The organism is Citrobacter portucalensis (assembly GCF_002042885.1).
GTDB classification, from domain to species: Bacteria; Pseudomonadota; Gammaproteobacteria; order Enterobacterales; family Enterobacteriaceae; genus Citrobacter; species Citrobacter portucalensis.
This window is the reverse complement of sequence record NZ_MVFY01000013.1, coordinates 87,355-109,637: the sequence shown is the minus strand read 5'-3', so window position 1 is coordinate 109,637 and position 22,283 is coordinate 87,355. Positions and strand designations below refer to the sequence as shown.

Below are 22,283 nucleotides of genomic sequence, written 5' to 3'. Positions count from 1 at the left end.
TGCCCCGCGGGCGAGCCGTGTTAGATGTTGCGTAAAGTGGCAAACAGTGACGCCCATTCACTCTTCGCGCGATAAAACACCGGAGGCTTGCCAATAGGCGCATCTACGGTAATTTCACCGCCCTGGTAAGTTTCCCCAGTCCAGACGTTTACCCAGCTATCCTCTGGCAGATACAGCGTCCAGTTTTGCTGGCCCTGTTCGTGAACCGGCGCGACCAGCAAATCTTGTCCCAGCAGATACTGATATTTCAGGGTATAGGTCCGAGCATCGTCTTCGTAATGCAGGAACAGCGGGCGCATCACCGGCAGACCGGTAGCGCTGTTTTGCGTGACAGCCTGTTTTAGATACGGTTTCAGGGTGGTAAAGACGGTGGTCATACGGGCAAAGTGGGCGATGGTTTCAGCATCACCATCAAACTGCCAGTTATCGCCAGGGCGGTTACCTTCGTGGGTGCGCATCATCGGCGTGAAGGCGCTGAAGTCACACCAGCGCAGCAGCAGTTCTTTGCTGCGTTTCATGTCAAACAGGGTGGTGTAGCCGCCGATATCGCTGTGGTGCAGACCGTGACCGGTCATCGCCAGCGACAGCGCCGCAGGAACGACGGAAGCCAGACCGTCGTCGAGGCTCCAGTCAACGTTCTGATCGCCTGCCCACATCATGGTGGAGTACTTTTGGCTGCCGGTGTAGCCCGCACGCATAAAGAACAGGATCTCGCCGAGTTTGCCGGTCTCCTGTAACGCTTCGTAGTTGCATTTCGCCCACAGTGCGGGCCAGGCGTTATGCATAATTTCAGCGCTGACGCCGTTGTGCAGATACGTATCGGTTGGCAGATATTCGCCAAAGTCGGCCATCCAACCGCCGCAGCCCAGCTCAATCATGTTCTTTTTGATGACTTCTTTGAACCAGTCGTAGGCTTCGGGGTTGGTCAGATCGACCACACCGCCGTAAAACTCGCCGAACTCAACCAGATAGTCAGCGCCTGAGGCATCTTTCGCCAGATAACCGCGTTCAGCCGCTTCGGCACAGAGATCTTTATCGCTGGCGACGTACGGGTTGATATAGGAGAGGAACTGTACACCTTCTTCTTTCCACTGCTTAATACGGTTATCCAGCTGCGGATAGTTGTCGCTGTTCCACTTCCAGTTCCACATCACGCGCTTGCCAAAGGAGGTCATGCGGATCCCGGACCAATCCTGCGCCCAGATGCCGTTTACTTTCACACCTGCGTTACGCATGGTGTCCAGTTTGTTCTGGCAAATTTCAGTACCGCCCTGAATACCGAGCGTGACGCCATCGTAGATCCAGTCCGGCAGCTCCGGTTGGCGTCCTAACAGCGCAGTCAGTTTTTCCAGCAGAGAGATATAGGTTTCGGCGCACTCAATACGCAGAGTGGTTTTGTCTTCCCACAGAGCGAGTTCGTGATACTCCGGCGCGCTGAAATCGAAATTCATATAGCAACTGTTATCAACGTGGCAGTAGTACTTCTGTGTGCTGACGAAGGTTGGCTGCGGAAAGAAGGTCCAGTAATAGTCACCGCCGGCATTTTCTTTGCAGTCGGCCTGCCAGGTGACATAGCTGTTTTTGTTGCGGCCCACGCCCTGTTCGCTGGTCCACAGCGGGAACGGTTTACCGCGTAAGTCGAAATAAGAGAACTGTTCGCCGCAGCCGTAAATATGATCGTCCGGGTTGGCCGCCAGACGCAGCCAGATACGGTTATGGCTGAGTTCCTCGTTATGGAGGTCGAGCTTCAAACGACCCTGATCATCGGTAGAGATGTGTAGCGTGGCGTTGATGGTATTACCGCGGCTGAAATGTACCAGCCAGCCATCAGGTGACTCGCTAACCGTGGCGTCGGTCAGAGCAATCTTCTCATTGAGCTTGTCTTTGATGCTGAAGTTGCCGCGAAACATGTCAATGTCGGCAACGCCAGTGCCGATCCACAGACAGGGGGTTTCTGTGCTGTGACGTAAAATCAGGCGCTGGTGGTACGTTAAAGCAAATCCATCAGGTAATGATGTGAGTTCTAAGGCGGTTGACCGTTGTTGTAGCGAATTCATTATCGTCTCCGTAAAAATAGGGTAATTCGGTAATTTGTCGGAAATCTGTTATTCACTGCCGATTAAAAAATGCATTTGATGTGTTTCTCCGGGCGCGAGATGAATCAGGCTAATTCCGGAGTTAAAGGCGTCTGGCGGGCAGGTCATCGGTTCAACCGCCAGGCCACGCCGTGCTAATTTTTCGCCGGTGTACACCTGTAGCCAGGGCTGGTGGCTGCGTAAAAAAATGGACATGTTTTGCGATGGACTGGTTATCCTGACTTCCCACTCAGCGTCAGGTGGCATGGTCCTGAACGTATGATCGATAGTGGTCTGCGCAATGCGTCGCTGCGTTGTGAAATCCCGTTCATCGCATGTTTCTTCACTCGCTGGGAGTGTTAATTCACAGTCATCGATAGGATGCAGATTGCAGGTCAAGTAGGGATGCGCTCCCGCGCCATACGGGGCAATTTCGTCACCCACATTCTGTGTCCGAATAATGACGTGCAATCCGCTGTCTGCCTCCAGTCGGTAAATCACCTCTGAAACCAGCGCAAAGGGATAGCCATAAGAGGGCGGAAGAAAAATCGTCAACGACACTTCCGTGTTCGACAGTTGATTAATCTGCCAGTCCCGCCAGGCCAGCAATCCATGGATGGCGGTATGTGAAACATGGTCGTTAACGGCAAGTTGGAAGGTCTTGCCGTTATGTTGATAGCAGCCATCTGCAACGCGGTTTGGCCAGGGAACCAACACTTTTCCTAAATGTGCCAGCGGCATCTCTTCCGGCTTATGTGGAATCACAATGTGACGCCCACGGTGCGTCAATTCTGCTAGTCCAGCACCAACCGTGACGATTTTTGCCTGGAAGTTTCCGGCTTGAAGATGAATGGTTTTTCCACCGTTATGCATGGCTGCTCACCTTGTTACTTATTTAGCGTTGATATCCAGCAGACCGGCAGCCACTGCCGGTGCAAGGCCCGGAGCCAGCGGTAGACGCGGGATCACCAGGCAGTGCAGTAGGTGATAAATGTCCTGCTTACCGTCCCAGACTTTGGTAGTCACCTTGTTATCGGTGTCTAGTTCCTGCCACCATGAACCGGTCTCGTAGTCCATCAGATATGTGATGCAGTAATCCCACCACTTCTGGTACCAGGCTTCGTATTGGCTGTCGCCGGTGAGGGTATACAAGGCATAGGCGGTACCCATGGCTTCGACTATCGGCCAACGCACTCTTTCGCGAACGATGGGTTTACCATCCCAGCCCACCGAATAGACAAAACCATCTGCGCCGTCCGGTGCCCAGGCATCACGGATGGTGGCGTGGAACAAACCTTTGGCATCTTCCAGCAGCCATTTGGGAGGCGTTTCAAAACGGGCTTCCAGCGCGGCATGCAGATGCAGCATCAGGCGGCCCCATTCGATCCAGTGGCCCGGCGTGCCGCCGTAGGCGCGGAAACGGTGAGCTGGGTTATCCTTGTTGTAATCGCGGATTGGGTTCCACTGTGAATCGAAGTGTTCGTTAACGCGATACTCCCCGCTGCGGGCTACGTCGTGAATAATCACCGAAGCAATTCGCAGTGCGCGATCGAGCCATTTACGGTCATGGGTAACGTCATACACGATCAGGAAAGCCTCGACCGCGTGCATGTTGGCGTTACCGCCGCGGTAATCTTCCGTCTGGCTAAAAGCTTCGTCCCAGGATTCCAGGCACATCTGCTCCTCTTCGCTCCAGAAGTACTTTTCAATCACGTCGATAGCGTCATCCAACAATTGTCTGGCCTGCGGATGACCGGTGGTGACCGCACTTGCCGCACCGAGCAAAACAAAGAAATGCTGATAGCCCTGTTTGGAGGCGTCCATAACGCCTTCATCATTTACGCAGGCGTACCAACCGCCGTAGCGAGTGTCGCGTAACGCACCGTTCAGTGCTTTAATGCCGTGATCGACTAGCTGATATGCGCCAGGACGGCCCATTGACGCGGCAACGGAGTAGACGTGCAGCATGCGGGCGGTGATCCACAGATGTGTCCCCATATCTGCTCTGACCTGACCACTGTTTCCCAGCCAGCCAAATCCGGTGGGTACCGCCGCATTCTTACCAAAGTTAAAGATGCGGTCGGTTTCTTGCTCCAGCCAACGGTTGTGGCTTAGGGTGTTGAACCATTTCATTCTTAGATCCTCTTAGCGCCGGGCCATCATTTCGTCGACGATATCGCCCAGGCGTTGCAATTTAGGCGCGGAAACATCGCGCAGCATCAGTTCGGTATCTGGCAGGCCAACAACCGATGACCAGACCGCACGTCCGGCCAGGAAGCCAGATGCGCCTGCGGTCATTGCTACGCTGACTGCGCGCGGGAACAGTTTTTCATCCACACCAGAGGAGAGAATGACCCACGGCATGTTGATGTTCTCATTCAGGCGTTGAGAGGCGCTAAGCAGTTCTTGTTGGGTACCTTTGCCGTACAGCGGCATTTCGACCTTGTAGAGATCGGCACCGCTATCACCCAGCTCTTTTGCGGCATCGATAATGGCCTGTTCGCGATCGAACTTATCGCCACGACGCGGTGGGCGAACAACCGGCTCGATGATGCTCAGCAAGCCATTGGAATGGCATAGCTCATTGAATTCTTTCACCATGTCCAGGCGCTGTTGGGCATCTTCATCGCTACGCCATAGCACCAGCAGTTTGAGAGCCTTAGCACCATCTTGCTTCACGGTCTGCGGGTTGATTTTTTTATCAATCACCACGCTATCGACCGGAATACCGTTACCCGGAATGAACTCATCAGCGGCCACAATCATGGCGCAGCTTTTGGCGACAGCGCTTTGCTCTACAACCTGGCGGTAGCAGAACTGCTGATCGACCAGAATGGCGGAGGCATAGGGGGACAGGATCTTCGCCGCATTGACTTTGAAATCGGTCAGCACGCTGTCATTGACCGGGGATTTTGCACCTGCTGCGGCAAACATTAAGCGCATGGCTTCGCGCTGATCGACTGCCAGCATGGCAAATCCGCCAGAAGCTCGGGTGATATCTTTCAGGGTGTACTTCGTCATTGTTCAGTCCTTACTTATCTGTATGTTTATTTAGCCCGGCGGATGCGCGAACCTGTTCAAGAATGGCCGTCCAGTCTTCACGGCCACGGCCAGCGGCACGCGCCTGGTTATAGACTTCGCGGGAGGCAGCACCGAGCGGCATCGGCACATGCAGTTGGTTGGCAACGTCCAGCGCGATGCCAAGATCCTTGTGAGCTAAATCGATCATGAAGGCCGGGGAAAGATCGCCTTTCAGCACTTTGTTCGGCCAGGAGGTAGTGAAGTGGCCTTTCCCGGCGGGGGTGCCGCTCATAACTTGCAAGGCCACATCAAAGGAGAGGCCAAGTGCCTCGCACAACACGGCTGCTTCGGCAGAAAGAGCGTTCAGTGCGATACTCATGTAGTTGTTGATGAGTTTCACGCGGATCCCCATGCCGGGACCCCCTGCATTGATCAATTCATTACCCATCGCCATCAGAACCGGTGCGGCGCGTTCTACCTGCTGTGCCGTTCCGCCTGCCAGCAGCAACAGCGTTCCCGCGATGGCGTGATCGGAGGTGCGTCCAACCGGGCAATCCATCATGTCGAAACCTTTGTCACGCATATCAGCGATAAGCTTGTCGGTTTGCAGTGGATGAATGGTCGACATATCAATCACTAATGCCTGTGGGGAGAGGCTTTCGCAGATACCTTGCTCTCCGAACAGTACGCTGCGCACCAGATCGCCGTTTGGCAGCATGGTGATGACAAATTCAGCCCCTTTTGCTGCCTGAGCCGGGTTGCTGGCAGGCTGAGCTCCTTTTTCTACCAGGCGCTGAACAGCATCCGGGTTAACGTCAAAGACGCTGAGTTGATGACCCTGCTTCAGCAAGTTGCTCGCCATGGGTGAACCCATCTGACCTAATCCGATAAATGCTATAACTGCCATAACGTTCTCCTGAGACGTGAATGTCATTTTTTGTCATTTAAGGTCGTTTGTTTTTGTCTGTTTTTGATCGTATTTGTAATTTATGGTCAAAAAATTGACAGCCGTCACTTTTTAAACATTTTGTGAAATTAAAATGATCCCATCTTGAAATGCCTAAGGAATGACCATGATTCGTATTGCTTGTGTAGGTATTGCCGTGATGGATCGCATCTATTACGTGGAAGGTTTACCGACCGAAGGAGGTAAGTATGTGGCGAAGCGTTATACGGAAGTGGGCGGCGGGCCTGCTGCAACGGCCGCAGTGGCTGCAGCGAGGCTGGGCGCGCAGGTGGACTTTATTGGCCGTGTGGGCGATGACGACACCGGAAATAGCCTGCTGGCGGAGCTGGAATCCCTGGGGGTAAACACCCGCTACACCCGGCGCTACGCGGGGGCAAAGTCTTCGCAATCGGCAATTATGGTTGATGCGCAAGGGGAACGGATTATTGTTAACTATCCCAGCCCGGATTTATTGCCGGATGCTGATTGGCTCAATAAGATCGATTTTTCCCAGTGGGATGTGGTGTTGGCGGATGTTCGCTGGCACGAAGGGGCCAGGCAGGCGTTCGCGCTGGCGCGTCAGGTGGGAGTGATGACGGTACTGGATGGCGACGTAACGCCACAAGATATCAGCGAGCTGGTGGCGCTAAGCGATCATGCTGCATTCTCTGAACCTGGACTGGCGCGTTTAACCGGGATAAACGATTCTGTCGCTGGACTGAAACAAGCACAAACGCTCACAAATGGACATGTTTACGTAACGCGGGGAAGTGAAGGCTGTGACTGGATAAAAAATAATACGTTGCAGCATCAATCTGGATTTAAAGTCGATGTTGTGGATACTACGGGAGCTGGAGATGTTTTCCACGGTGCGCTCGCATTCAGCCTGGCCGGCGGCGATGCTCCAGAAGAGGCCGTCAGGTTTGCCAGTGGGGTTGCTGCGTTAAAATGCACTCGCCCGGGAGGAAGGGCCGGAATCCCTGACTGTGATCAAACCCGATCTTTTCTGTCACTTTTTGTATAAAATGCCAGGGCAATGGTTTTTCGAGGAAATTTCATGAGTCTTACCGAACTGACCGGTAACCCGCGACACGATCAACTGCTTATGCTGATTAGCGAGCGCGGTTATATGAATATCGACGAGCTGGCCAGCCTGCTGGACGTGTCCACGCAAACCGTGCGTCGTGATATTCGTAAACTCAGCGAGCAGGGATTAATTACGCGTCATCATGGTGGCGCGGGCAGAGCTTCCAGCGTGGTGAATACGGCGTTTGAGCAGCGTGAAGTCTCCTGGACGGAAGAGAAAAAAGCCATCGCGGAAGCGGTGGCTGATTACATTCCCGATGGGTCAACGGTGTTTATTACCATTGGCACCACCGTTGAGCAGGTGGCACGCGCGCTGTTAAACCATAATCATTTGCGCATTATCACCAATAGCCTGCGTGTGGCGCACATTCTGTATAACAACCCGCGTTTTGAAGTCATGGTACCGGGGGGAACGTTACGCCCGCATAACAGTGGCATCATTGGCCCTTCTGCCTCGGCATTTGTCGCTGATTTTCGGGCCGACTACCTGGTTACCAGCGTTGGCGCGATCGAAAGTGATGGTGCGCTGCTGGAGTTTGATGTCAACGAGGCCAGCGTAGTGAAGACGATGATGGCCCATTCAAGGCATATTCTGTTGGCTGCGGATCATACGAAATACACGGCTTCTGCCGCGGTAGAAATTGGTAACGTGTCTCAGGTGACCGCGCTATTTACCGATGAATATCCAGGCCCGGCACTGCATAATTTACTTCAGTCACAGCAGGTGGAAATTGTGCAAGTGAGTCCTTCACAGGACGATGCTCTGGCCGTGTAATTCTCTCCAGTGATGGCTCGATAAGTTCGTAGCCATCATTCGCTCATAGTCAAACTTCTCCTTTCCCGCTACAGTTATTCATCCACGGCGAATAAGGAGAAGGGCATGCTCTATATCTTTGATTTGGGTAATGTGATTGTCGATATCGACTTCAATCGCGTGTTAGGTACTTGGAGCGATCTGAGCCGTGTACCGCTGGCTTCGTTAAAGCAAAGTTTCACCATGGGAGAGGCTTTTCACCAGCACGAGCGAGGTGAAATAACGGATGAAGCCTTTGCCGAGGCGCTATGTCATGACATGGCGCTACCGCTAAGCTATGAGCAGTTCTCCCACGGCTGGCAGGCCGTTTTTGTTGCCTTGCGTCCTGAAGTCATCGACATCATGCAAAAGCTGCGTGAGCAGGGGCATCGGGTGGTCGTCTTGTCGAATACTAATCGTCTGCACACGACGTTTTGGCCGGACGAATACCCCGAAATCCGTCAGGCTGCTGACCATATTTACCTTTCCCAGGATCTGGGCATGCGTAAACCGGAAGCGCGGATTTACCAGCATGTCCTGCAGTCTGAAGGTTTTTCTGCGCATGAGGCGGTATTTTTCGACGACAACGCCGATAATATTGAAGGGGCTAATCGGTTAGGGATTACCAGCATCCAGGTTGTCGATAAAACGACCATTCCGGACTATTTCGCGAAGTTGCTATGCTAAAAAATGTTCAGCAACAAGCCAGGCACCATACACGTCCTGTTCGGGCCTGGCTGAAGCTACTATGGCAGCGGATTGATGAGGACAACATGACGACGCTGGCAGGGAATCTTGCCTATGTCTCATTGCTCTCATTAGTGCCGCTTATTGCCGTAGTTTTTGCGCTTTTCGCCGCATTTCCGATGTTTTCTGACGTCAGCGTCCAGCTGCGTCATTTCATTTTCGCAAACTTTATCCCGGCGACGGGAGATGTCATTCAGCGTTATATCGAACAGTTCGTTGCCAACTCGAACAAAATGACCGCCGTTGGGGCGTGTGGGCTGATTGTGACAGCGCTATTACTGATGTATTCCATTGATAACGCGCTGAATACTATCTGGCGCAGCAAGCGTACTCGGCCTAAAGTTTACTCTTTCGCCGTCTACTGGATGATTTTAACGCTGGGGCCGCTGCTGGCGGGGGCCAGTCTGGCGATCAGCTCTTATCTGTTGTCATTGCGCTGGGCCAGCGATCTCAACACGGTGATTGATAACATTCTGCGTATTTTCCCGCTGGTGCTTTCCTGGCTCTCTTTCTGGCTGCTTTACAGCATCGTACCGACTACACGTGTACCTAACCGTGATGCGGTTATTGGCGCCTTTGTGGCCGCTGTGTTGTTCGAAACCGGAAAGAAAGGATTTGCGCTCTATATCACGATGTTCCCGTCTTATCAGCTCATTTACGGTGTCCTGGCGGTGATCCCCATTTTATTCGTCTGGGTATACTGGACCTGGTGTATCGTCTTGCTAGGCGCAGAAATAACTGTCACTCTCGGGGAATACCGCAAACTTAAACAAGCCGCAGAACAAGAAGAAGCAGAGCAACCATGATTGCATTAATTCAGCGCGTAACCCGTGCCAGCGTCACCGTGGAGGGCGAGGTGACGGGTGAAATTGGCCCAGGACTTTTGGTCCTGTTAGGTGTCGAAAGGGATGATGACGAACAGAAAGCGAACCGCCTGTGCGAGCGCGTACTCGGCTATCGAATCTTTAGCGATGCCGAAGGCAAAATGAACCTTAACGTGCAGCAGTCAGGGGGCAGCGTGCTGGTGGTTTCACAGTTCACGCTGGCGGCAGATACCGAACGCGGCATGCGCCCGGGGTTTTCAAAAGGGGCTGCGCCCGATCGTGCAGAGGCGCTGTATGAGTACTTTGTTGAGCGTTGCCGCCAACAGGAAATGAATACGCAAACCGGTCGATTCGCTGCGGATATGCAGGTTTCACTGGTTAATGATGGCCCCGTGACGTTCTGGTTACAAGTATGAACCAGCTACCGGTGTGGCCGCGGACAACAAGAGAGAATACGACGATGTATCACCTTCGAGTACCGCAAACAGAAGAAGAATTGGAGCGTTACTACCAGTTTCGCTGGGAGATGCTGCGTAAACCGTTGCACCAGCCTAAAGGCTCCGAACGGGATGCCTGGGATGCGATGGCGCATCACCAGATGGTGGTGGACGAAGAGGGGAATCTGGTCGCGGTAGGACGTCTGTACATCAATGCGGATAACGAAGCCTCCATACGCTTTATGGCCGTTGACCCTTCCGTGCAGGAGAAAGGGTTGGGCACGCTGATGGCGATGACCCTGGAGTCTGTGGCGCGTCAGGAAGGGGTAAAGCGCGTAACCTGTAGCGCCCGTGAAGATGCGGTCGAATTTTTCGCCAAGCTGGGGTTTGTGAGCCAGGGAGAAATCACCACGCCGCAAACCACGCCGGTGCGTCACTTTTTGATGATTAAACCCATCGCGACGCTGGACGACATTCTCCATCGCGGGGACTGGTGCGGACAGCTACAGCAAGCCTGGTACGAACATATTCCATTGAGTGAGAAAATGGGTGTGCGCATTCAGCAATATACCGGGCAGAAATTTATCACCACGATGCCCGAGACGGGCAATCAGAACCCGCACCATACGCTGTTTGCCGGGAGCCTGTTTTCACTGGCGACGCTAACGGGCTGGGGGCTAATCTGGCTGATGCTACGCGAGCGTCATCTCGGCGGGACGATAATCCTTGCTGACGCGCATATACGGTACAGCAGGCCGATCACCGGGAAACCTACAGCCATCGCCGATCTGGGCTCGCTGAGCGGAGACCTGGATCGTCTGGCAAGAGGTCGTAAGGCGCGCGTTCAGATGCAGGTCGGGGTATTTGGCGACGACACGCCGGGTGTGGTGTTTGAAGGCACCTACATTGTGCTACCCGCAAAACCGTTTGGCGCGTATGAAGAAGGCGGGAACGAGGAAGAGTAAGTCCTCTAGCTGAAATGTAATATTGGGTTCATTTGCTGATGTAAAATGCGGATTATGAAAATGCCATAATCCGCATTTTGATAAAAAATCGCATGCTGTCGATGATTGTATTGACGGGTACCTTCCTTAATCGCAGAACAGTTGTGTCCCATCAAAGCGTTTTTCTCTAACAGTAAAAAAAGCTGTTCCATTTCAGTCGTGTATTTATCCGCCTGCTGATAACCGAATTTTCTCCAGGTGTATTCATAGATAGATTCAAAATCTTCGACTGCCTGATTAGAGAGTTTATACATTCAGACTGCGCTTTTTCCTGTGCGCGACCTCCTGTAGAGTCAGGTCACTTGTGCCGCTGTGTATCCCATCCTCCAGCGCATCGCGTAATGCGTTGTTTCGCAATTCTTGTTCTTCCAGTAAACGTAATGCCGAACGGACAACTTCGCTGGTGGAACCATAGCGCCCACTTTCAATCATTTCGTTAATAAAACGATCGAGATGCTCGCCAATCGTAATGCTGGTAGTTCTGGGCATAGGTTTGTCCTTTGTGTTATCTATTCACACAAGATAGCACCCGTGGACGAAAACATGAACAACCTTACTGACCTAGCCGCCAGGCAACATCCCGCATTGCGCTTCGTGCCGCTTGACTCACCCCTGCTAGCTGGAAAAATCCGTGGATAACACCGAGATAGCGTTGGCAGGTGCAATCCACGCCCTGCTCCTGGAACCGTTGATACAGGGCCTCACCCTCATCTCGCAGTGGGTCGAATTCAGCTGTAATGATGTGCGTGGGCGGTAAACCGTTGAAGTCTTCACGCCAGAGCGGGCTGGCTTCGGGATGCAGTGGATTGGTTTGCGGCATATACATCTCGTAGCCCGACAGGAGTGTGTCGCGGGTGATAATGTAATCCTGTCCATTATGGTCATAGCTCGCAAAGCTGGCGGTTGCATCCAGCATCGGGTAGATCAGCATAAGCTGCGCAGGTTGCCATTGCCTGGTAGCTTTCAGGCGTAGTGCGGTGACCAGCGCCAGATGCCCGCCAGCGCTATCGCCAGCCAGCGTAATGTTGTCCCGGTCTACTCCCAGTTTCTTGGCATACTTCCAGATAATATTGGCCCCCGATTCAGCATCGTTATGTGCTGCCGGGAAGATGTGCTCTGGTGCGAGGCGATACTGCACCGCAATGACCCGACAGCCGCTGTACCACGCGAGCTGCCTTAGCTGGTTATCATGTGTGGTAAATCCGCCGCTGACAAAGCAGCCGCCGTGATAATAGATAACGCAGGGGAGATTTCCCGTGCTGCCCCGCGGCGAAACTACGCGAAACATCATGGCATCGAGTTCAATATCTTCAACCTGTACGCGGGTTTCAGTGTCTCCGGCCAGTACCGTGCTTGCGATGTAGCCTGCTCTCCGGTCATCAATATTCTGCTCGCGCGAAGAAGGACGTCCCGCCGCGATAAATGCCTCAACCAGCTGTGCAATCCCGCTTTCCAGTGCCATTTTCACATCTCCTTATCTGTATGGATATACAGGTTTATAACCTGGATAACTAAGAATGAAAATGGGAAAAATGGGGGCAGGTATGATTTTGGAAAGCGGCTCGCAGATTAAATACCGTCATTGGTTTCTGCTGTTTGAATTCTGTATTGTGAGGGAAATGTACTATACGCCATTGACGTATAGTTAATTTCTATTAATATAGTCCAATGGCGTACTCAAAATGCTATTCATAGAAACGGAAATCTTCACTGAAGACGTCAAAAAATTACTGGATGATGATGAATACCGTAGATTACAGATATTCCTTGCGATTCAGCCTGATTGTGGCGATCTGATACAAGAAACGGGCGGACTGAGAAAGGTTCGCTGGAGAGAGCGAGGGAAAGGCAAACGTAGCGGTGTGAGGATTATTTACTTTCATCAAATCAGAAAATCACAAATTCGATTGTTGCTGATTTATCAGAAAGGGATCAAGGATGATCTGACTCCACAAGAAAAAGTGCTGCTGCGTATGTTGAATGAGAGGTGGTAAATGGATAAGGCACTATTTGAGCGATTAACTCAAAGTATGGTTCAGATGAATGAGATCGCTGAAGGAACGCGACAACCTTCCCGTACCTTTCATATTGACGCCATGAAAATAAAGGAAATTCGCCAGTCTTCAGGATTATCACAGACTCGTTTCGCAGATTTGATATCGGTAAGCGTGGATACGTTGCGAAATTGGGAGCAGGGGCGTCGTTCACCGACTGGTCCAGCAAAAGCGTTGTTACGTGCTATTGCCAATGATCCAAAACATGTCATTCAGGCACTAAGATAATCCCCGGCAGTTTGGTTCAATTGCCGGGGGAAGATCTTAAAACTTACTCCCCTTCACCCGGGAACAGGAACGGGTTGATAGAGCTGCGGGCAAAGCCCTCTTGCTCCATGTGCGCGTCCAGCATCAGTGAAGCGAGATCGTCAGCCACGGCTTCAACTTTAGGGTCTTTTTCCTGATAGAGAATCTTCAGGTAAGTCCCACAGTCGCCGCAGCTTTCAGCTTTAATTGCCGCCTGTTCGTTATCCAGCGACCAGTAGTTCAAATCACGGCTTTGCTCGCAGTTGCTGCATTTCACGCGCACCACGTGCCACTCGGTTTCACACAGGTTGCAGTGCAGATAACGAAGCCCCTGAGTGGTACCGATTTGCACCATGCTGGAGACCGGCATTGAACCACACACCGGGCAGTACTGACGCTTTTCACCGTATTCCGCACGGGCTTTGCCGGGGATCAGGCTTGCCATCTGCGCCCAGTAGAGCGACAGGGCAGCCCAAATGAACGGCGCTTTATCGCTGCTGACGGAGGCGAAATCAGAGGCAAACAGCGCGCTGGCCATCAGCTCCAGTTCCTGCTCTGAGGCTTTTTCCAGATTTTCGATCACGGCAAGCGCAGGGCCGCTCATTTCTGGTTTCAGCTCAGCAATTAACGATTGCAGCAGTTTTTGCCAGTGCTTGTCGCGTGGCAGAACGTGGATATCCAGCGGCGGTTTGCCCTGATCGTTCGCTTCTTTGATGCGAGCGGTCAAATCCATCTGCAGCGGATGGTCGTACAACACCACTTCCTGCGCGTGGGCAATCAGCGCGGCAAAGCGCAGGTAGTCGCCCAGCGGGTTGTTCTCGGCCAGCTCGCGCAGGCGCTCAGCGCGGCGGTTATACAAATTTTTGAGTCTGGGGAATAATAACGGCGGAATCATATCCGCCGTGCGTTTCTCGCTCTTCTCCAGCTCATCTTGCGGGATTATGCGAATACTCATTCAGATGACTTTTCCTGTTTCTGGCGGACTTCACGGTACCAGCGTGGGTGATGTTTCTTCGCCCATGAACTGGTAACCCATCCTTCCACCATCGCGGTAATGGTGCCTTTCACCCAAAGGGCGGCGTAAATGTGCACCATGATAACCACAATTAACGCTACTGCGGCAAATGAATGCAGCATTAACGCGAATCGGATCACCGGGATTGAGAAAGCAGGCGCAAAATACGGACGCCAGATGACCACTCCGCTCACCAGCAACAGGACCAGGAAGATAATCGCCGCCCAGAATACGCATTTCTGGCCGAAGTTATAACGTCCCGTGTCACCTACTTCCTCGTTGACAACAATCTTACGAATATTCTTCGCCCAAAAGATATCATCCCGATTGATTAGATTGTGGTGCCAGTAACGGAAAAACATGATGATAAACGAGGCAAACATGATCACGCCGACAAACGGGTGCACAATTCGCGCCAGTTGTGGAGTGCCCATGATGTGCATCAGCCAGTTAAAAGACGGGAAGAGAAAGCCCATCCCGCTCACCGCCGCCAGAATGAAGCAGAAGGCGGTGATCCAGTGGTTGATGCGTTCCGGCGCCGTGTAGCGCACGATGGTGTCACGTCGTTTCATTTGCGCACCTCGTCGTCTTTTTCATGCAGATTGTCTTCTTCTTCTTCCGCACGGTTCGGGCCTACGCCGACGTAGTGGAAGATGCTGGCCGCAAATGTCGCTGCAAAGCCGACGGCTGCGAGGGGTTTCCAGATGCCTTTCCAGAACTTAACGGTTGCGCTGATCTCCGGGTTCTCCGGCAGGCCGTGATACAGATTTGGCTTGTCAGCATGGTGCAATACGTACATCACGTGCGTCCCGCCAACACCCGCCGGATCGTACAGACCCGCGTTTTCGTAACCACGCGTTTTCAGCTCCGCCACGCGCTCGCCTGCCAGCGTTTTCATCGACTCTTTGGTGCCGAAATGAATGGCGCCGGTTGGACAGGTTTTCACGCAGGCCGGTTCTTGCCCGACCACAACACGGTCAACGCACAGCGTACATTTGTAGACGCGGTTGTCTTCCGGATTGAGGCGCGGCACGTCGAACGGGCAGCCCGCGATGCAGTAGCCACAGCCGATACACTGCTCAGACTGGAAGTCGACAATACCGTTGGCATACTGAATGATTGCGCCTTCAGCCGGACACGCCTTCAGGCAGCCCGGATCGGCGCAGTGCATACAGCCATCCTTGCGGATAAGCCATTCCAGTTTGTCGTTTTGTTCCACTTCCGAGAAGCGCATCACCGTCCAGGATTTGGCGGTCAAATCGGCCGGGTTGTCGTACACCCCAACGTTGTTGCCCACTTCATCACGGATGTCGTTCCATTCAGAACACGCCACCTGACACGCTTTACAGCCGATACAGGTGGTGACGTCGATAAGCTTCGCCACTTCTTCCTGATGGTCCCGCGCCTGAGGCGCGGGGGTGAAACCGTTAGTGGCGGAACGACGAATGATGTCTTGCGATTGATAAGCCATAGGTCGTCTCCGTTACACCTTTTCCACGTTCACGAGGAAGGACTTAAATTCCGGCGTCTGCGTGTTCGCATCACCGACGAATGGCGTTAACGTGTTAGCGATAAAGCCTTTTTTCGCCACACCTTCGTAGCCCCAGTGAATCGGAATACCGATAGTGTCGATATCCTTACCGTTAGCCTTCAGCGTGCGAATACGTTTGGTCACCACCGCCTTGGCCTTAATGTAGCCGCGATTAGAGGAGACTTTGACGGTATCGCCGTGGGAGATACCGAGCTTATTCGCCAGCTTCTCGCCAATTTCCACAAACTGTTCCGGCTGAGCGATGGCATTCAGCAGCGCATGCTTGGTCCAGTAGTGGAAGTGCTCGGTCAGACGGTAGGTTGTACCGACGTACGGGAACTTATCTGCTTTACCCAGTGCTTGTGCGTCACCTTTAAAGATGCGTGCGGCAGGGTTAGAGATAACGTTCGGGTGCAGTGGGTTAGTCCCCAGCGGTGTTTCAAACGGCTCGTAGTGTTCCGGGAACGGACCTTCCGCCATCTTATCGATAGCAAACAGGCGTCCCATCCCTTCCGGCTGCATGATGAACGGCCCTACGTTGCTGCCAGGTGCGGCAGCGCTGTAGTCCGGAATATCCATCCCGCTCCACTTCGCCCCATCCCATTTCAGGATCTGACGTTTTGGATCCCACGGATTCCCCTGCGGATCAGCGGAGGCGCGGTTATACAGAATGCGTCGGTTAAGCGGCCATGCCCAGGCCCAGCCCAGCGTATTACCAAGGCCTGACGGGTCGGCGTTATCGCGACGTGCCATCTGGTTGCCTTCCGGCGTCCAGCTACCGGCAAAAATCCAGCAGCCGCTGGAGGTCGTGCCATCGTCACGCAGTTGGGCGAACGAGCTAAGCTGTTGGCCTTTCTTGACGATAACCGCACCGGTTGCCGGGTCGGTAATGTCGGCCAGCGCTTTACCGTTGCTCTCCATCGCCACTTCTTCCGAAGCCGGTTCGTGCGGGGTGGAGTAGTTCCAGGTCATGCTCAGCACCTGTTCCGGGTTCGCGCCACCTTGCTCGGCATACATCTTGCGCAGACGCAGGAAGATACCGGCGAGGATTTCGCCATCGGTAACGGCAATCCCCGGGGCGTCCGCGCCTTTCCAGTGCCACTGCAGCCAGCGACCGGAGTTAACGATAGAACCGTTCTCTTCGGCGAAGCAGGTGGACGGCAGACGGAATACTTCGGTCTGGATTTTCGACGGATCAACATCGTTTGACTCACCGTGGTTCTGCCAGAAAGTGGAGGTCTCGGTGTTGAGCGGGTCGATAGTGACCAGGAACTTCAGTTTGGACAGTGAAGCCACAACTTTGTTTTTGTTCGGGAATGACGCGACCGGGTTAAAGCCCTGGCAGATATAGCCATTCACTTTGCCCTGATTCATCATCTCGAAGTACTGCAGGACGTCGTACCCTTTATCCCACTTCGGCAGCCAGTCGAAGCCCCAGCTGTTTTCCGCTGTCGCTTTATCGCCAAAGAAGGCTTTCATCATCGAAACGAAGAATTTCGGGTAGTTGCCCCAGTAGTTCACCTGACCTTCCAGCAACGGTTTTGGCGTGTTGGCGGCAAGGTAGGTTTGCAGGTCAGTCTGTTTTTCGCTCGGCAGCGTCATATAGCCTGGCAGGCTTTGTGACAGCAGGCCTAAGTCGGTCAAACCCTGAATGTTGGAGTGACCGCGCAGGGCGTTAACGCCGCCGCCTGCCATCCCCATGTTGCCAAGCAGCAACTGGATCATCGCCATGGTACGGATGTTCTGCGCACCCACGGAGTGTTGTGTCCAGCCCAGGGCGTACAGGAACGACGCGGTTTTATCTTTGGCACTGGTTTCTGCAATGTACTCACAGACCTTCAGGAAGTCGGCCTTTGGCGTACCGCAGATGTTTTCTACGACGTCCGGCGTGTAGCGGGAGACGTGCTGTTTCAGCAGGTTCCACACGCAGCGCGGATGTTGCAGGGTGACATCGCGTTTGGCGAAGCCTTTTTCATCCAGCTCGTAGTTCCAGCTGGTTTTGTCATACTTGCGTTTGTCCGCGTCGTAGCCGGTGAACAGGCCATCTTCGAAACCGTAATCCTCACGCACGATCAGGCTGGCGTTGGTATAGGCCTCAGTGTATTCGCGGTTAAATTTTTCGTTGTTCAGCAGGTACAGCAAAACGCCTGACAGGAAAGCAATGTCAGTACCGGAACGAATTGGCGCATAGAAATCAGCCACCGCAGCGGTTCGCGTAAAGCGTGGATCGATAACAATCAGCTTCGCGCCGTTGTGAATTTTGGCTTCCATCGCCCAGCGGAATCCGACCGGGTGAGCTTCAGCGGCGTTACCGCCCATCACCACGACGAGGTTGGCGTTTTTAATGTCGACCCAGTGGTTGGTCATCGCACCGCGACCAAATGTTGGAGCAAGACTTGCTACCGTTGGTCCGTGTCAGACGCGTGCCTGGTTGTCGACCGCGAGCATACCGAGCGCGCGGGAGAATTTTTGCGTTAAATAGCCGGTTTCGTTACTGGAAGCGGAAGCACACAGCATTCCGGTGGAAAGCCAGCGGTTAACGGTTACGCCTTCAGCGTTTTGTGCAACGTAGTTAGCGTCGCGGTCTTCTTTCATCAGCTTAGCGATGCGGTCAAATGCCTCATCCCAGCTAATCTGTTGCCACTTATCTGAGCCTGGTGCGCGATATTCCGGGAATTTCAGGCGGCTTTCGGAGTGGATGAAGTCCACAAGTCCTGCCCCTTTCGGGCACAATGCTCCACGGTTCACCGGGTGATCCGGGTCCCCTTCGATATGGAAGATGGATGCTTTGGCGTTTTTTGCGCCGTCACCGAGGCTGTACATTAACAGTCCACAGCCAACGGAACAGTAAGTGCAGGTGTTACGGGTTTCGCGGGTGCGCAGCAGTTTATATTGCCGTGTTTCCGCGAGCGCTACGCCGGGTGCAAAGCCCAGTGCCGCTGCCGTGGTGCCTGCCATACCGCCAGCGCAGATCTTAAAGAACTGCCTTCTGCTGACCTGCATGGTTCGCTCCTTGTTTCGACATTGTCACGTTCCCTTCGCTTTTCTGTAACGCGAACGCGAGGGAAGTGGTTGTTATTTTTCTTTGCGGACGGGACCGCAAAGGTCCAGAATTGGGTGAATTTCCCTCCGTCCAGGAGGGATTTGTAAAGAATACCACAATGTTGGTATGCGTGTTCCAATATGGTTAAAAGAAAGTGAATAAGATTATTCAAGAAAACATCAAGAATGTGACATCTTCGACAGGATCGCGCCAGTTGACCCTCTGGAAGCGCGAGGATTTGCAACATCCTCAGCCTGATGAGGTAGCTGAAGAAGTGCCGGTTGCGCTGGTATACAACGGGATTTCGCACGTGGTGATGATGGCATCACCGAAAGATCTTGAGCACTTCGCGGTGGGTTTTTCACTTTCTGAAGGCATTATTGAGTCCCCGCAGGATATCTACGGAATGGACGTAGTGCCTTCCTGCAACGGATTGGAAGTGCAGGTTGAACTGTCCAGCCGTCGCTTTATGGGGCTGAAGGAGCGTCGTCGCGCGCTGGCCGGTCGCACCGGTTGCGGCGTTTGTGGCGTGGAGCAGCTCAATGACATTGGCAAGCCGGTCCAGCCGCTGCCGTTTACCCAGACATTCGATCTGGCGAATCTTGATAACGCTTTACGACATCTCAACGATTTTCAACCCGTGGGGCAACTGACAGGCTGCACGCACGCGGCTGCCTGGATACAGCCGTCAGGTCATCTGGCGGGCGGGCATGAAGATGTTGGACGTCATGTTGCGTTGGATAAACTGCTGGGACGACGTGCAATCGAAGGGGAAACCTGGCAACAGGGCGCAGTATTAGTCTCCAGCCGCGCCAGTTATGAGATGGTGCAGAAGTCGGCGATGTGCGGTGTGGAGGTCCTGTTTGCTGTTTCTGCGGCGACAACGCTCGCCGTGGAAGTTGCCGAACGTTGTAACCTGACGCTGGTGGGTTTTTGCAAACCGGGCAGGGCGACGATCTATACGCATCCGCAACGTCTGGTCGCGCAGTGACGCCACCAGGCGGCCAGAATACTGCCGGAAAATGCCAGTTCCATGATTACGGCAACTGGCGAGCCAACAATCACATTGTTCAGCAGCCAACACAGGCTGCCACACAAGGTGTATCCCCGTAATTTTCCGCTGCGTTTTTGAAATGACGCAAAGGTCATCAGCAGGCTTCCCATCAGCGGCAAAATACTCGACAGATTTTGCCAAAGATAAATGCTACACAGCAGCGACCCCAGCATAAATCCCCACATCACCCAGCGGTGAAACGTGACGATGGCTGTCGCGTAGCGGCATGCGGCAATGATCATTAACCCAGCCGCAGCGTGTTGATCCAAAAGATAGAAATGGATAGCTAACAGAGAAGTAGAGCTGGTGAGCAGCGTTAAAGTGATAGCCCGGCGTTGAAAATGAAAAGCGGAAATATCCAGTAAGAAGCTGATGCCAGCCAGCATCTGAGAAAGAAGAAATGCGTTCATTGTGGTCGCCATCTATTAAAGAGTGACGGGACAATAATCGACACATCACCGTAAGGCGTTAACCTTTGTTAAGACGCTGGCGAATACGGGACAGGCTAACGGGGGTAATGCCGATATAGCTGGCAAGATCGCGCTGGGTGAGCTGTGACTCCCAGTCCGGGAAGTGTGTTTGTACGTACTGATAGCGTTGCTCTGGGGTATTGAGTAGCAGCATTTGCTCTTTTTTCTCTTTGTAGATCAATTGCTGGGCCAGTAGCTGAATCTTAATATCCCGATTTTCCGGCGCATCAAGCAAAGCCAAGGGGATTTCAGTGGTTTCTCCCGCGGCGATCATTTGTAGGCTGTAATCGGCAGGTGTGTTAGTTAGCCAGTTCAGGTACAGAAAGCAGTATTCCCCGGCAAAGTAGAACTCTTTAACCCTTTCAACGCCGTTGTCCGCGTGATAAACCGCGCGAGCCACACCATGATGTAAAAGATGAATTTTACTTTGTGGTTCACCCTGACGAAGTAACCAATTACCCGCCGGTTGCGTTTTTCTACGGCTGCCAGCAAGCCATTGTGATTCCTGATTACGTAACATCTTATCTCTCAAATAATTTGAATAAGACTGGCAAATCCTTCCGCTTTCAGTTGTTCGGGTATCAGCCTATTATTTATCACATCAAGGCACGGTGCCTTACTCAAACAACTAAGTTAAAGGGTTTATATTATGAAAAGCATCAAAACTTTTGTCGCAGTTATTGCTCTGGCTACTTCTTTTGGTTCTTTCGCTGCTCAGACAGTGACCGCAACCGGTTCTACGCTGGAAAGCGCTGAAGCAAAAATCGCCGCTCAGGCTGAACGTGCGGGCGCCAGCGATTACAAAATCACTCAGGCATACACCGGTAACCGCGTGCACATGACCGCCGAACTGCTGAAATAAGATACCTTAGTACTGTCGAAAGAGCGCCCTTGAGGCGCTTTTTTAGTTTATACCCGCCATTCGCAGTAATGCGGTCACCACTGCGGCAGCGACGATCACCACGATTAGCGGCATCTTGCGCCAGGCGAGAAATACCGCAAAAGCCACGCCCAGCACGCGGGCCATGCCAGCGAAGTGTTCACCTTCGTAAAAGGTGGTCGCCAGCGCAACGGAGAACAGTAATACCGTTGCGGCGTCGGAAAGCAGCGCCTGCGAGCGTTCCGAGAACGCTAAACGGCTCCCAAGCTTCGCTCCTCCTAAACGCATTAAATATGTTCCCAGAGATAACATGGCGATACCGACGATAAACAGCGTCATGTTGCCCATTATTTTTTCCTCGTCAGTAAGCCAAACAGTGAGAGCAAAACAGGTAAACCGACCGGCGCAAAGGGGATGGCGGCAAGCGACAACCCGGCGCCGCTACAGGCGCGAATCAGCGTGGTGCGGTTTTTAAAGGCCGGGACCACTAAGGCTAATAAAATTGCAGGGAAGACGGCATCCAGACCGATGGTTTCCGGGGCGGGGAGCAGTTTGCCGACGCCCGCGCCGATCAGTGTGCCAACAGGCCAGAAAAGCGCGACGCCCAGACCGCACAGCCAGAAGGCGGCTTTACGTTGTTCGGGCGTTTTTTGCGACAGGCCAAAGACTACGCTTTCGTCGTTCATGATATGACAGCCGAGGAAACTCGCAGCCCGGGAGCCCACCAGATCGCGCACCGTGACGCCAAACGGCACGTGTCGGGCGTTGACCAGTAAACCGGCAGCCGCTGCCGCCAGTGGGTTACCGCCGCTGGCGACGATACCGATAAACATAAACTCGGACGCACCCGCCAGTACCGTAATCGAAAGCACAAACGGCACCCACAGCGGGAAGCCGTAGGCCATCGCCAACGAGCCGTATGACATGCCGACTACGCCGACGGCCAGACAGACTAAAAATATTGCTTTTATCGTGTCGCTTTTGAGACTGGAAAAATAATGTTTCATACCGTTTTAGCCATATCGAACGAATTTCCATTATAATGAACGCGACCAGT

At 53.2% G+C, this 22,283-nt stretch carries 26 protein-coding genes; 10 read left to right on the top strand and 16 right to left on the bottom strand.

What is annotated here, in order from left to right; genetic code table 11:
- Nucleotides 1-20 precede the first annotated feature (20 nt).
- From BZK40_RS18570 to yihU, 5 genes are read right to left on the bottom strand one after another with little or no spacing between them, the layout of a single operon-like run.
- Complete coding sequence (locus BZK40_RS18570) at nt 21-2,057, bottom strand: alpha-glucosidase (protein ID WP_079935082.1); 2,037 nt, start codon at nt 2,055-2,057, stop codon at nt 21-23.
- A 48-nt stretch (nt 2,058-2,105) separates the two neighbouring features.
- Entirely contained in the window at nt 2,106-2,948 is an 843-nt protein-coding gene (locus BZK40_RS18565; protein ID WP_079935081.1) for an aldose-1-epimerase, read from the bottom strand.
- Nucleotides 2,949-2,966: 18 nt separating this feature from the next.
- On the bottom strand, nt 2,967-4,208 hold the full coding sequence (yihS, locus tag BZK40_RS18560; RefSeq protein WP_079935080.1) for a sulfoquinovose isomerase: 1,242 nt from the start codon (nt 4,206-4,208) through the stop codon (nt 2,967-2,969).
- Between the two features lie 12 nt (nt 4,209-4,220).
- Nucleotides 4,221-5,096, bottom strand: coding sequence for a sulfofructosephosphate aldolase (gene yihT / locus BZK40_RS18555; RefSeq protein ID WP_079935079.1), 876 nt, complete (start codon nt 5,094-5,096; stop codon nt 4,221-4,223).
- A gap of 10 nt (nt 5,097-5,106) precedes the next feature.
- Nucleotides 5,107-6,003, bottom strand: a complete 897-nt coding sequence (gene yihU, locus BZK40_RS18550) for a sulfolactaldehyde 3-reductase (protein ID WP_079935078.1) — start codon at nt 6,001-6,003, stop codon at nt 5,107-5,109.
- 166 nt (nt 6,004-6,169) lie between these two features.
- Here yihU and BZK40_RS18545 point away from each other — a divergent pair, with 166 nt between their 5' ends.
- The 6 genes from BZK40_RS18545 to fabY all read left to right on the top strand — a co-directional run bounded on the left by BZK40_RS18545 (nt 6,170) and on the right by fabY (nt 10,894).
- On the top strand, nt 6,170-7,066 hold the full coding sequence (locus BZK40_RS18545) for a sugar kinase (protein WP_079935077.1): 897 nt from the start codon (nt 6,170-6,172) through the stop codon (nt 7,064-7,066).
- Nucleotides 7,067-7,099: 33 nt separating this feature from the next.
- Nucleotides 7,100-7,903, top strand: coding sequence for a DeoR/GlpR family DNA-binding transcription regulator (locus BZK40_RS18540; protein WP_079935076.1), 804 nt, complete (start codon nt 7,100-7,102; stop codon nt 7,901-7,903).
- Between the two features lie 105 nt (nt 7,904-8,008).
- Nucleotides 8,009-8,608 (top strand): glucose-1-phosphatase, encoded by a 600-nt coding sequence (gene yihX, locus BZK40_RS18535; protein ID WP_008786997.1) that lies wholly within the window; start codon nt 8,009-8,011, stop codon nt 8,606-8,608.
- Nucleotides 8,602-9,474, top strand: coding sequence for a virulence factor BrkB family protein (locus BZK40_RS18530; protein ID WP_079935075.1), 873 nt, complete (start codon nt 8,602-8,604; stop codon nt 9,472-9,474). Before yihX ends, BZK40_RS18530 begins: the two co-directional genes overlap by 7 nt.
- Nucleotides 9,471-9,908, top strand: a complete 438-nt coding sequence (gene dtd, locus BZK40_RS18525; RefSeq protein WP_003825289.1) for a D-aminoacyl-tRNA deacylase — start codon at nt 9,471-9,473, stop codon at nt 9,906-9,908. The genes BZK40_RS18530 and dtd overlap by 4 nt, the downstream gene beginning before the upstream one ends.
- Nucleotides 9,909-9,952: 44 nt before the next feature.
- Nucleotides 9,953-10,894, top strand: coding sequence for a fatty acid biosynthesis protein FabY (gene fabY, locus BZK40_RS18520; protein WP_003825286.1), 942 nt, complete (start codon nt 9,953-9,955; stop codon nt 10,892-10,894).
- 5 nt (nt 10,895-10,899) lie between these two features.
- On the opposite strand, the gene BZK40_RS18515 is transcribed toward fabY, so the two are convergent.
- The 3 genes from BZK40_RS18515 to BZK40_RS18505 all read right to left on the bottom strand — a co-directional run bounded on the left by BZK40_RS18515 (nt 10,900) and on the right by BZK40_RS18505 (nt 12,395).
- Nucleotides 10,900-11,187, bottom strand: a complete 288-nt coding sequence (locus BZK40_RS18515) for a type II toxin-antitoxin system RelE/ParE family toxin (RefSeq protein ID WP_003825284.1) — start codon at nt 11,185-11,187, stop codon at nt 10,900-10,902.
- Complete coding sequence (locus BZK40_RS18510; RefSeq protein WP_003825282.1) at nt 11,180-11,422, bottom strand: type II toxin-antitoxin system ParD family antitoxin; 243 nt, start codon at nt 11,420-11,422, stop codon at nt 11,180-11,182. Before BZK40_RS18510 ends, BZK40_RS18515 begins: the two co-directional genes overlap by 8 nt.
- Nucleotides 11,423-11,486: 64 nt before the next feature.
- Complete coding sequence (locus BZK40_RS18505) at nt 11,487-12,395, bottom strand: alpha/beta hydrolase (RefSeq protein ID WP_079935074.1); 909 nt, start codon at nt 12,393-12,395, stop codon at nt 11,487-11,489.
- 220 nt (nt 12,396-12,615) lie between these two features.
- Here BZK40_RS18505 and BZK40_RS18500 point away from each other — a divergent pair, with 220 nt between their 5' ends.
- A complete protein-coding gene (locus BZK40_RS18500) occupies nt 12,616-12,927 on the top strand; it encodes a toxin HigB-2 (RefSeq protein WP_079935073.1) in 312 nt (103 codons plus the stop codon).
- Entirely contained in the window at nt 12,928-13,215 is a 288-nt protein-coding gene (gene nadS, locus BZK40_RS18495) for a NadS family protein (RefSeq protein WP_038635893.1), read from the top strand.
- A gap of 43 nt (nt 13,216-13,258) precedes the next feature.
- Here the strand turns inward: nadS and fdhE are convergent, their stop codons facing one another.
- The 4 genes from fdhE to fdnG are packed head-to-tail and all read right to left on the bottom strand — an operon-like array spanning nt 13,259 to nt 18,782.
- Nucleotides 13,259-14,188, bottom strand: coding sequence for a formate dehydrogenase accessory protein FdhE (gene fdhE, locus BZK40_RS18490; RefSeq protein ID WP_079935072.1), 930 nt, complete (start codon nt 14,186-14,188; stop codon nt 13,259-13,261).
- Complete coding sequence (fdoI, locus tag BZK40_RS18485) at nt 14,185-14,820, bottom strand: formate dehydrogenase cytochrome b556 subunit (RefSeq protein ID WP_003028686.1); 636 nt, start codon at nt 14,818-14,820, stop codon at nt 14,185-14,187. The genes fdhE and fdoI overlap by 4 nt, the downstream gene beginning before the upstream one ends.
- Complete coding sequence (gene fdoH / locus BZK40_RS18480) at nt 14,817-15,719, bottom strand: formate dehydrogenase O subunit beta (protein ID WP_003825273.1); 903 nt, start codon at nt 15,717-15,719, stop codon at nt 14,817-14,819. Before fdoH ends, fdoI begins: the two co-directional genes overlap by 4 nt.
- Before the next feature lie 12 nt (nt 15,720-15,731).
- Nucleotides 15,732-18,782, bottom strand: a complete 3,051-nt coding sequence (fdnG, locus tag BZK40_RS18475; protein WP_139762116.1) for a formate dehydrogenase-N subunit alpha — start codon at nt 18,780-18,782, stop codon at nt 15,732-15,734.
- Nucleotides 18,783-18,976: 194 nt separating this feature from the next.
- Between fdnG and fdhD the strand changes: the two genes are divergently transcribed.
- Nucleotides 18,977-19,813, top strand: coding sequence for a formate dehydrogenase accessory sulfurtransferase FdhD (gene fdhD, locus BZK40_RS18465; RefSeq protein WP_057066657.1), 837 nt, complete (start codon nt 18,977-18,979; stop codon nt 19,811-19,813).
- Here the strand turns inward: fdhD and BZK40_RS18460 are convergent.
- Entirely contained in the window at nt 19,780-20,286 is a 507-nt protein-coding gene (locus tag BZK40_RS18460; protein WP_048237092.1) for a YgjV family protein, read from the bottom strand. The two genes, fdhD and BZK40_RS18460, sit on opposite strands and share 34 nt — an antisense overlap.
- Before the next feature lie 58 nt (nt 20,287-20,344).
- Nucleotides 20,345-20,866, bottom strand: coding sequence for a Crp/Fnr family transcriptional regulator (locus tag BZK40_RS18455; RefSeq protein ID WP_079935070.1), 522 nt, complete (start codon nt 20,864-20,866; stop codon nt 20,345-20,347).
- Nucleotides 20,867-20,995: 129 nt separating this feature from the next.
- Here BZK40_RS18455 and BZK40_RS18450 point away from each other — a divergent pair, with 129 nt between their 5' ends.
- Nucleotides 20,996-21,208, top strand: a complete 213-nt coding sequence (locus BZK40_RS18450; protein WP_003825262.1) for a YdgH/BhsA/McbA family protein — start codon at nt 20,996-20,998, stop codon at nt 21,206-21,208.
- Between the two features lie 42 nt (nt 21,209-21,250).
- Here BZK40_RS18450 and BZK40_RS18445 read toward each other — a convergent pair whose 3' ends face one another.
- Complete coding sequence (locus tag BZK40_RS18445; RefSeq protein ID WP_003825260.1) at nt 21,251-21,574, bottom strand: AzlD domain-containing protein; 324 nt, start codon at nt 21,572-21,574, stop codon at nt 21,251-21,253.
- On the bottom strand, nt 21,574-22,233 hold the full coding sequence (locus BZK40_RS18440) for an AzlC family ABC transporter permease (RefSeq protein ID WP_079935069.1): 660 nt from the start codon (nt 22,231-22,233) through the stop codon (nt 21,574-21,576). The genes BZK40_RS18445 and BZK40_RS18440 overlap by 1 nt, the downstream gene beginning before the upstream one ends.
- Between the last annotated feature and the right edge of the window lie 50 nt (nt 22,234-22,283).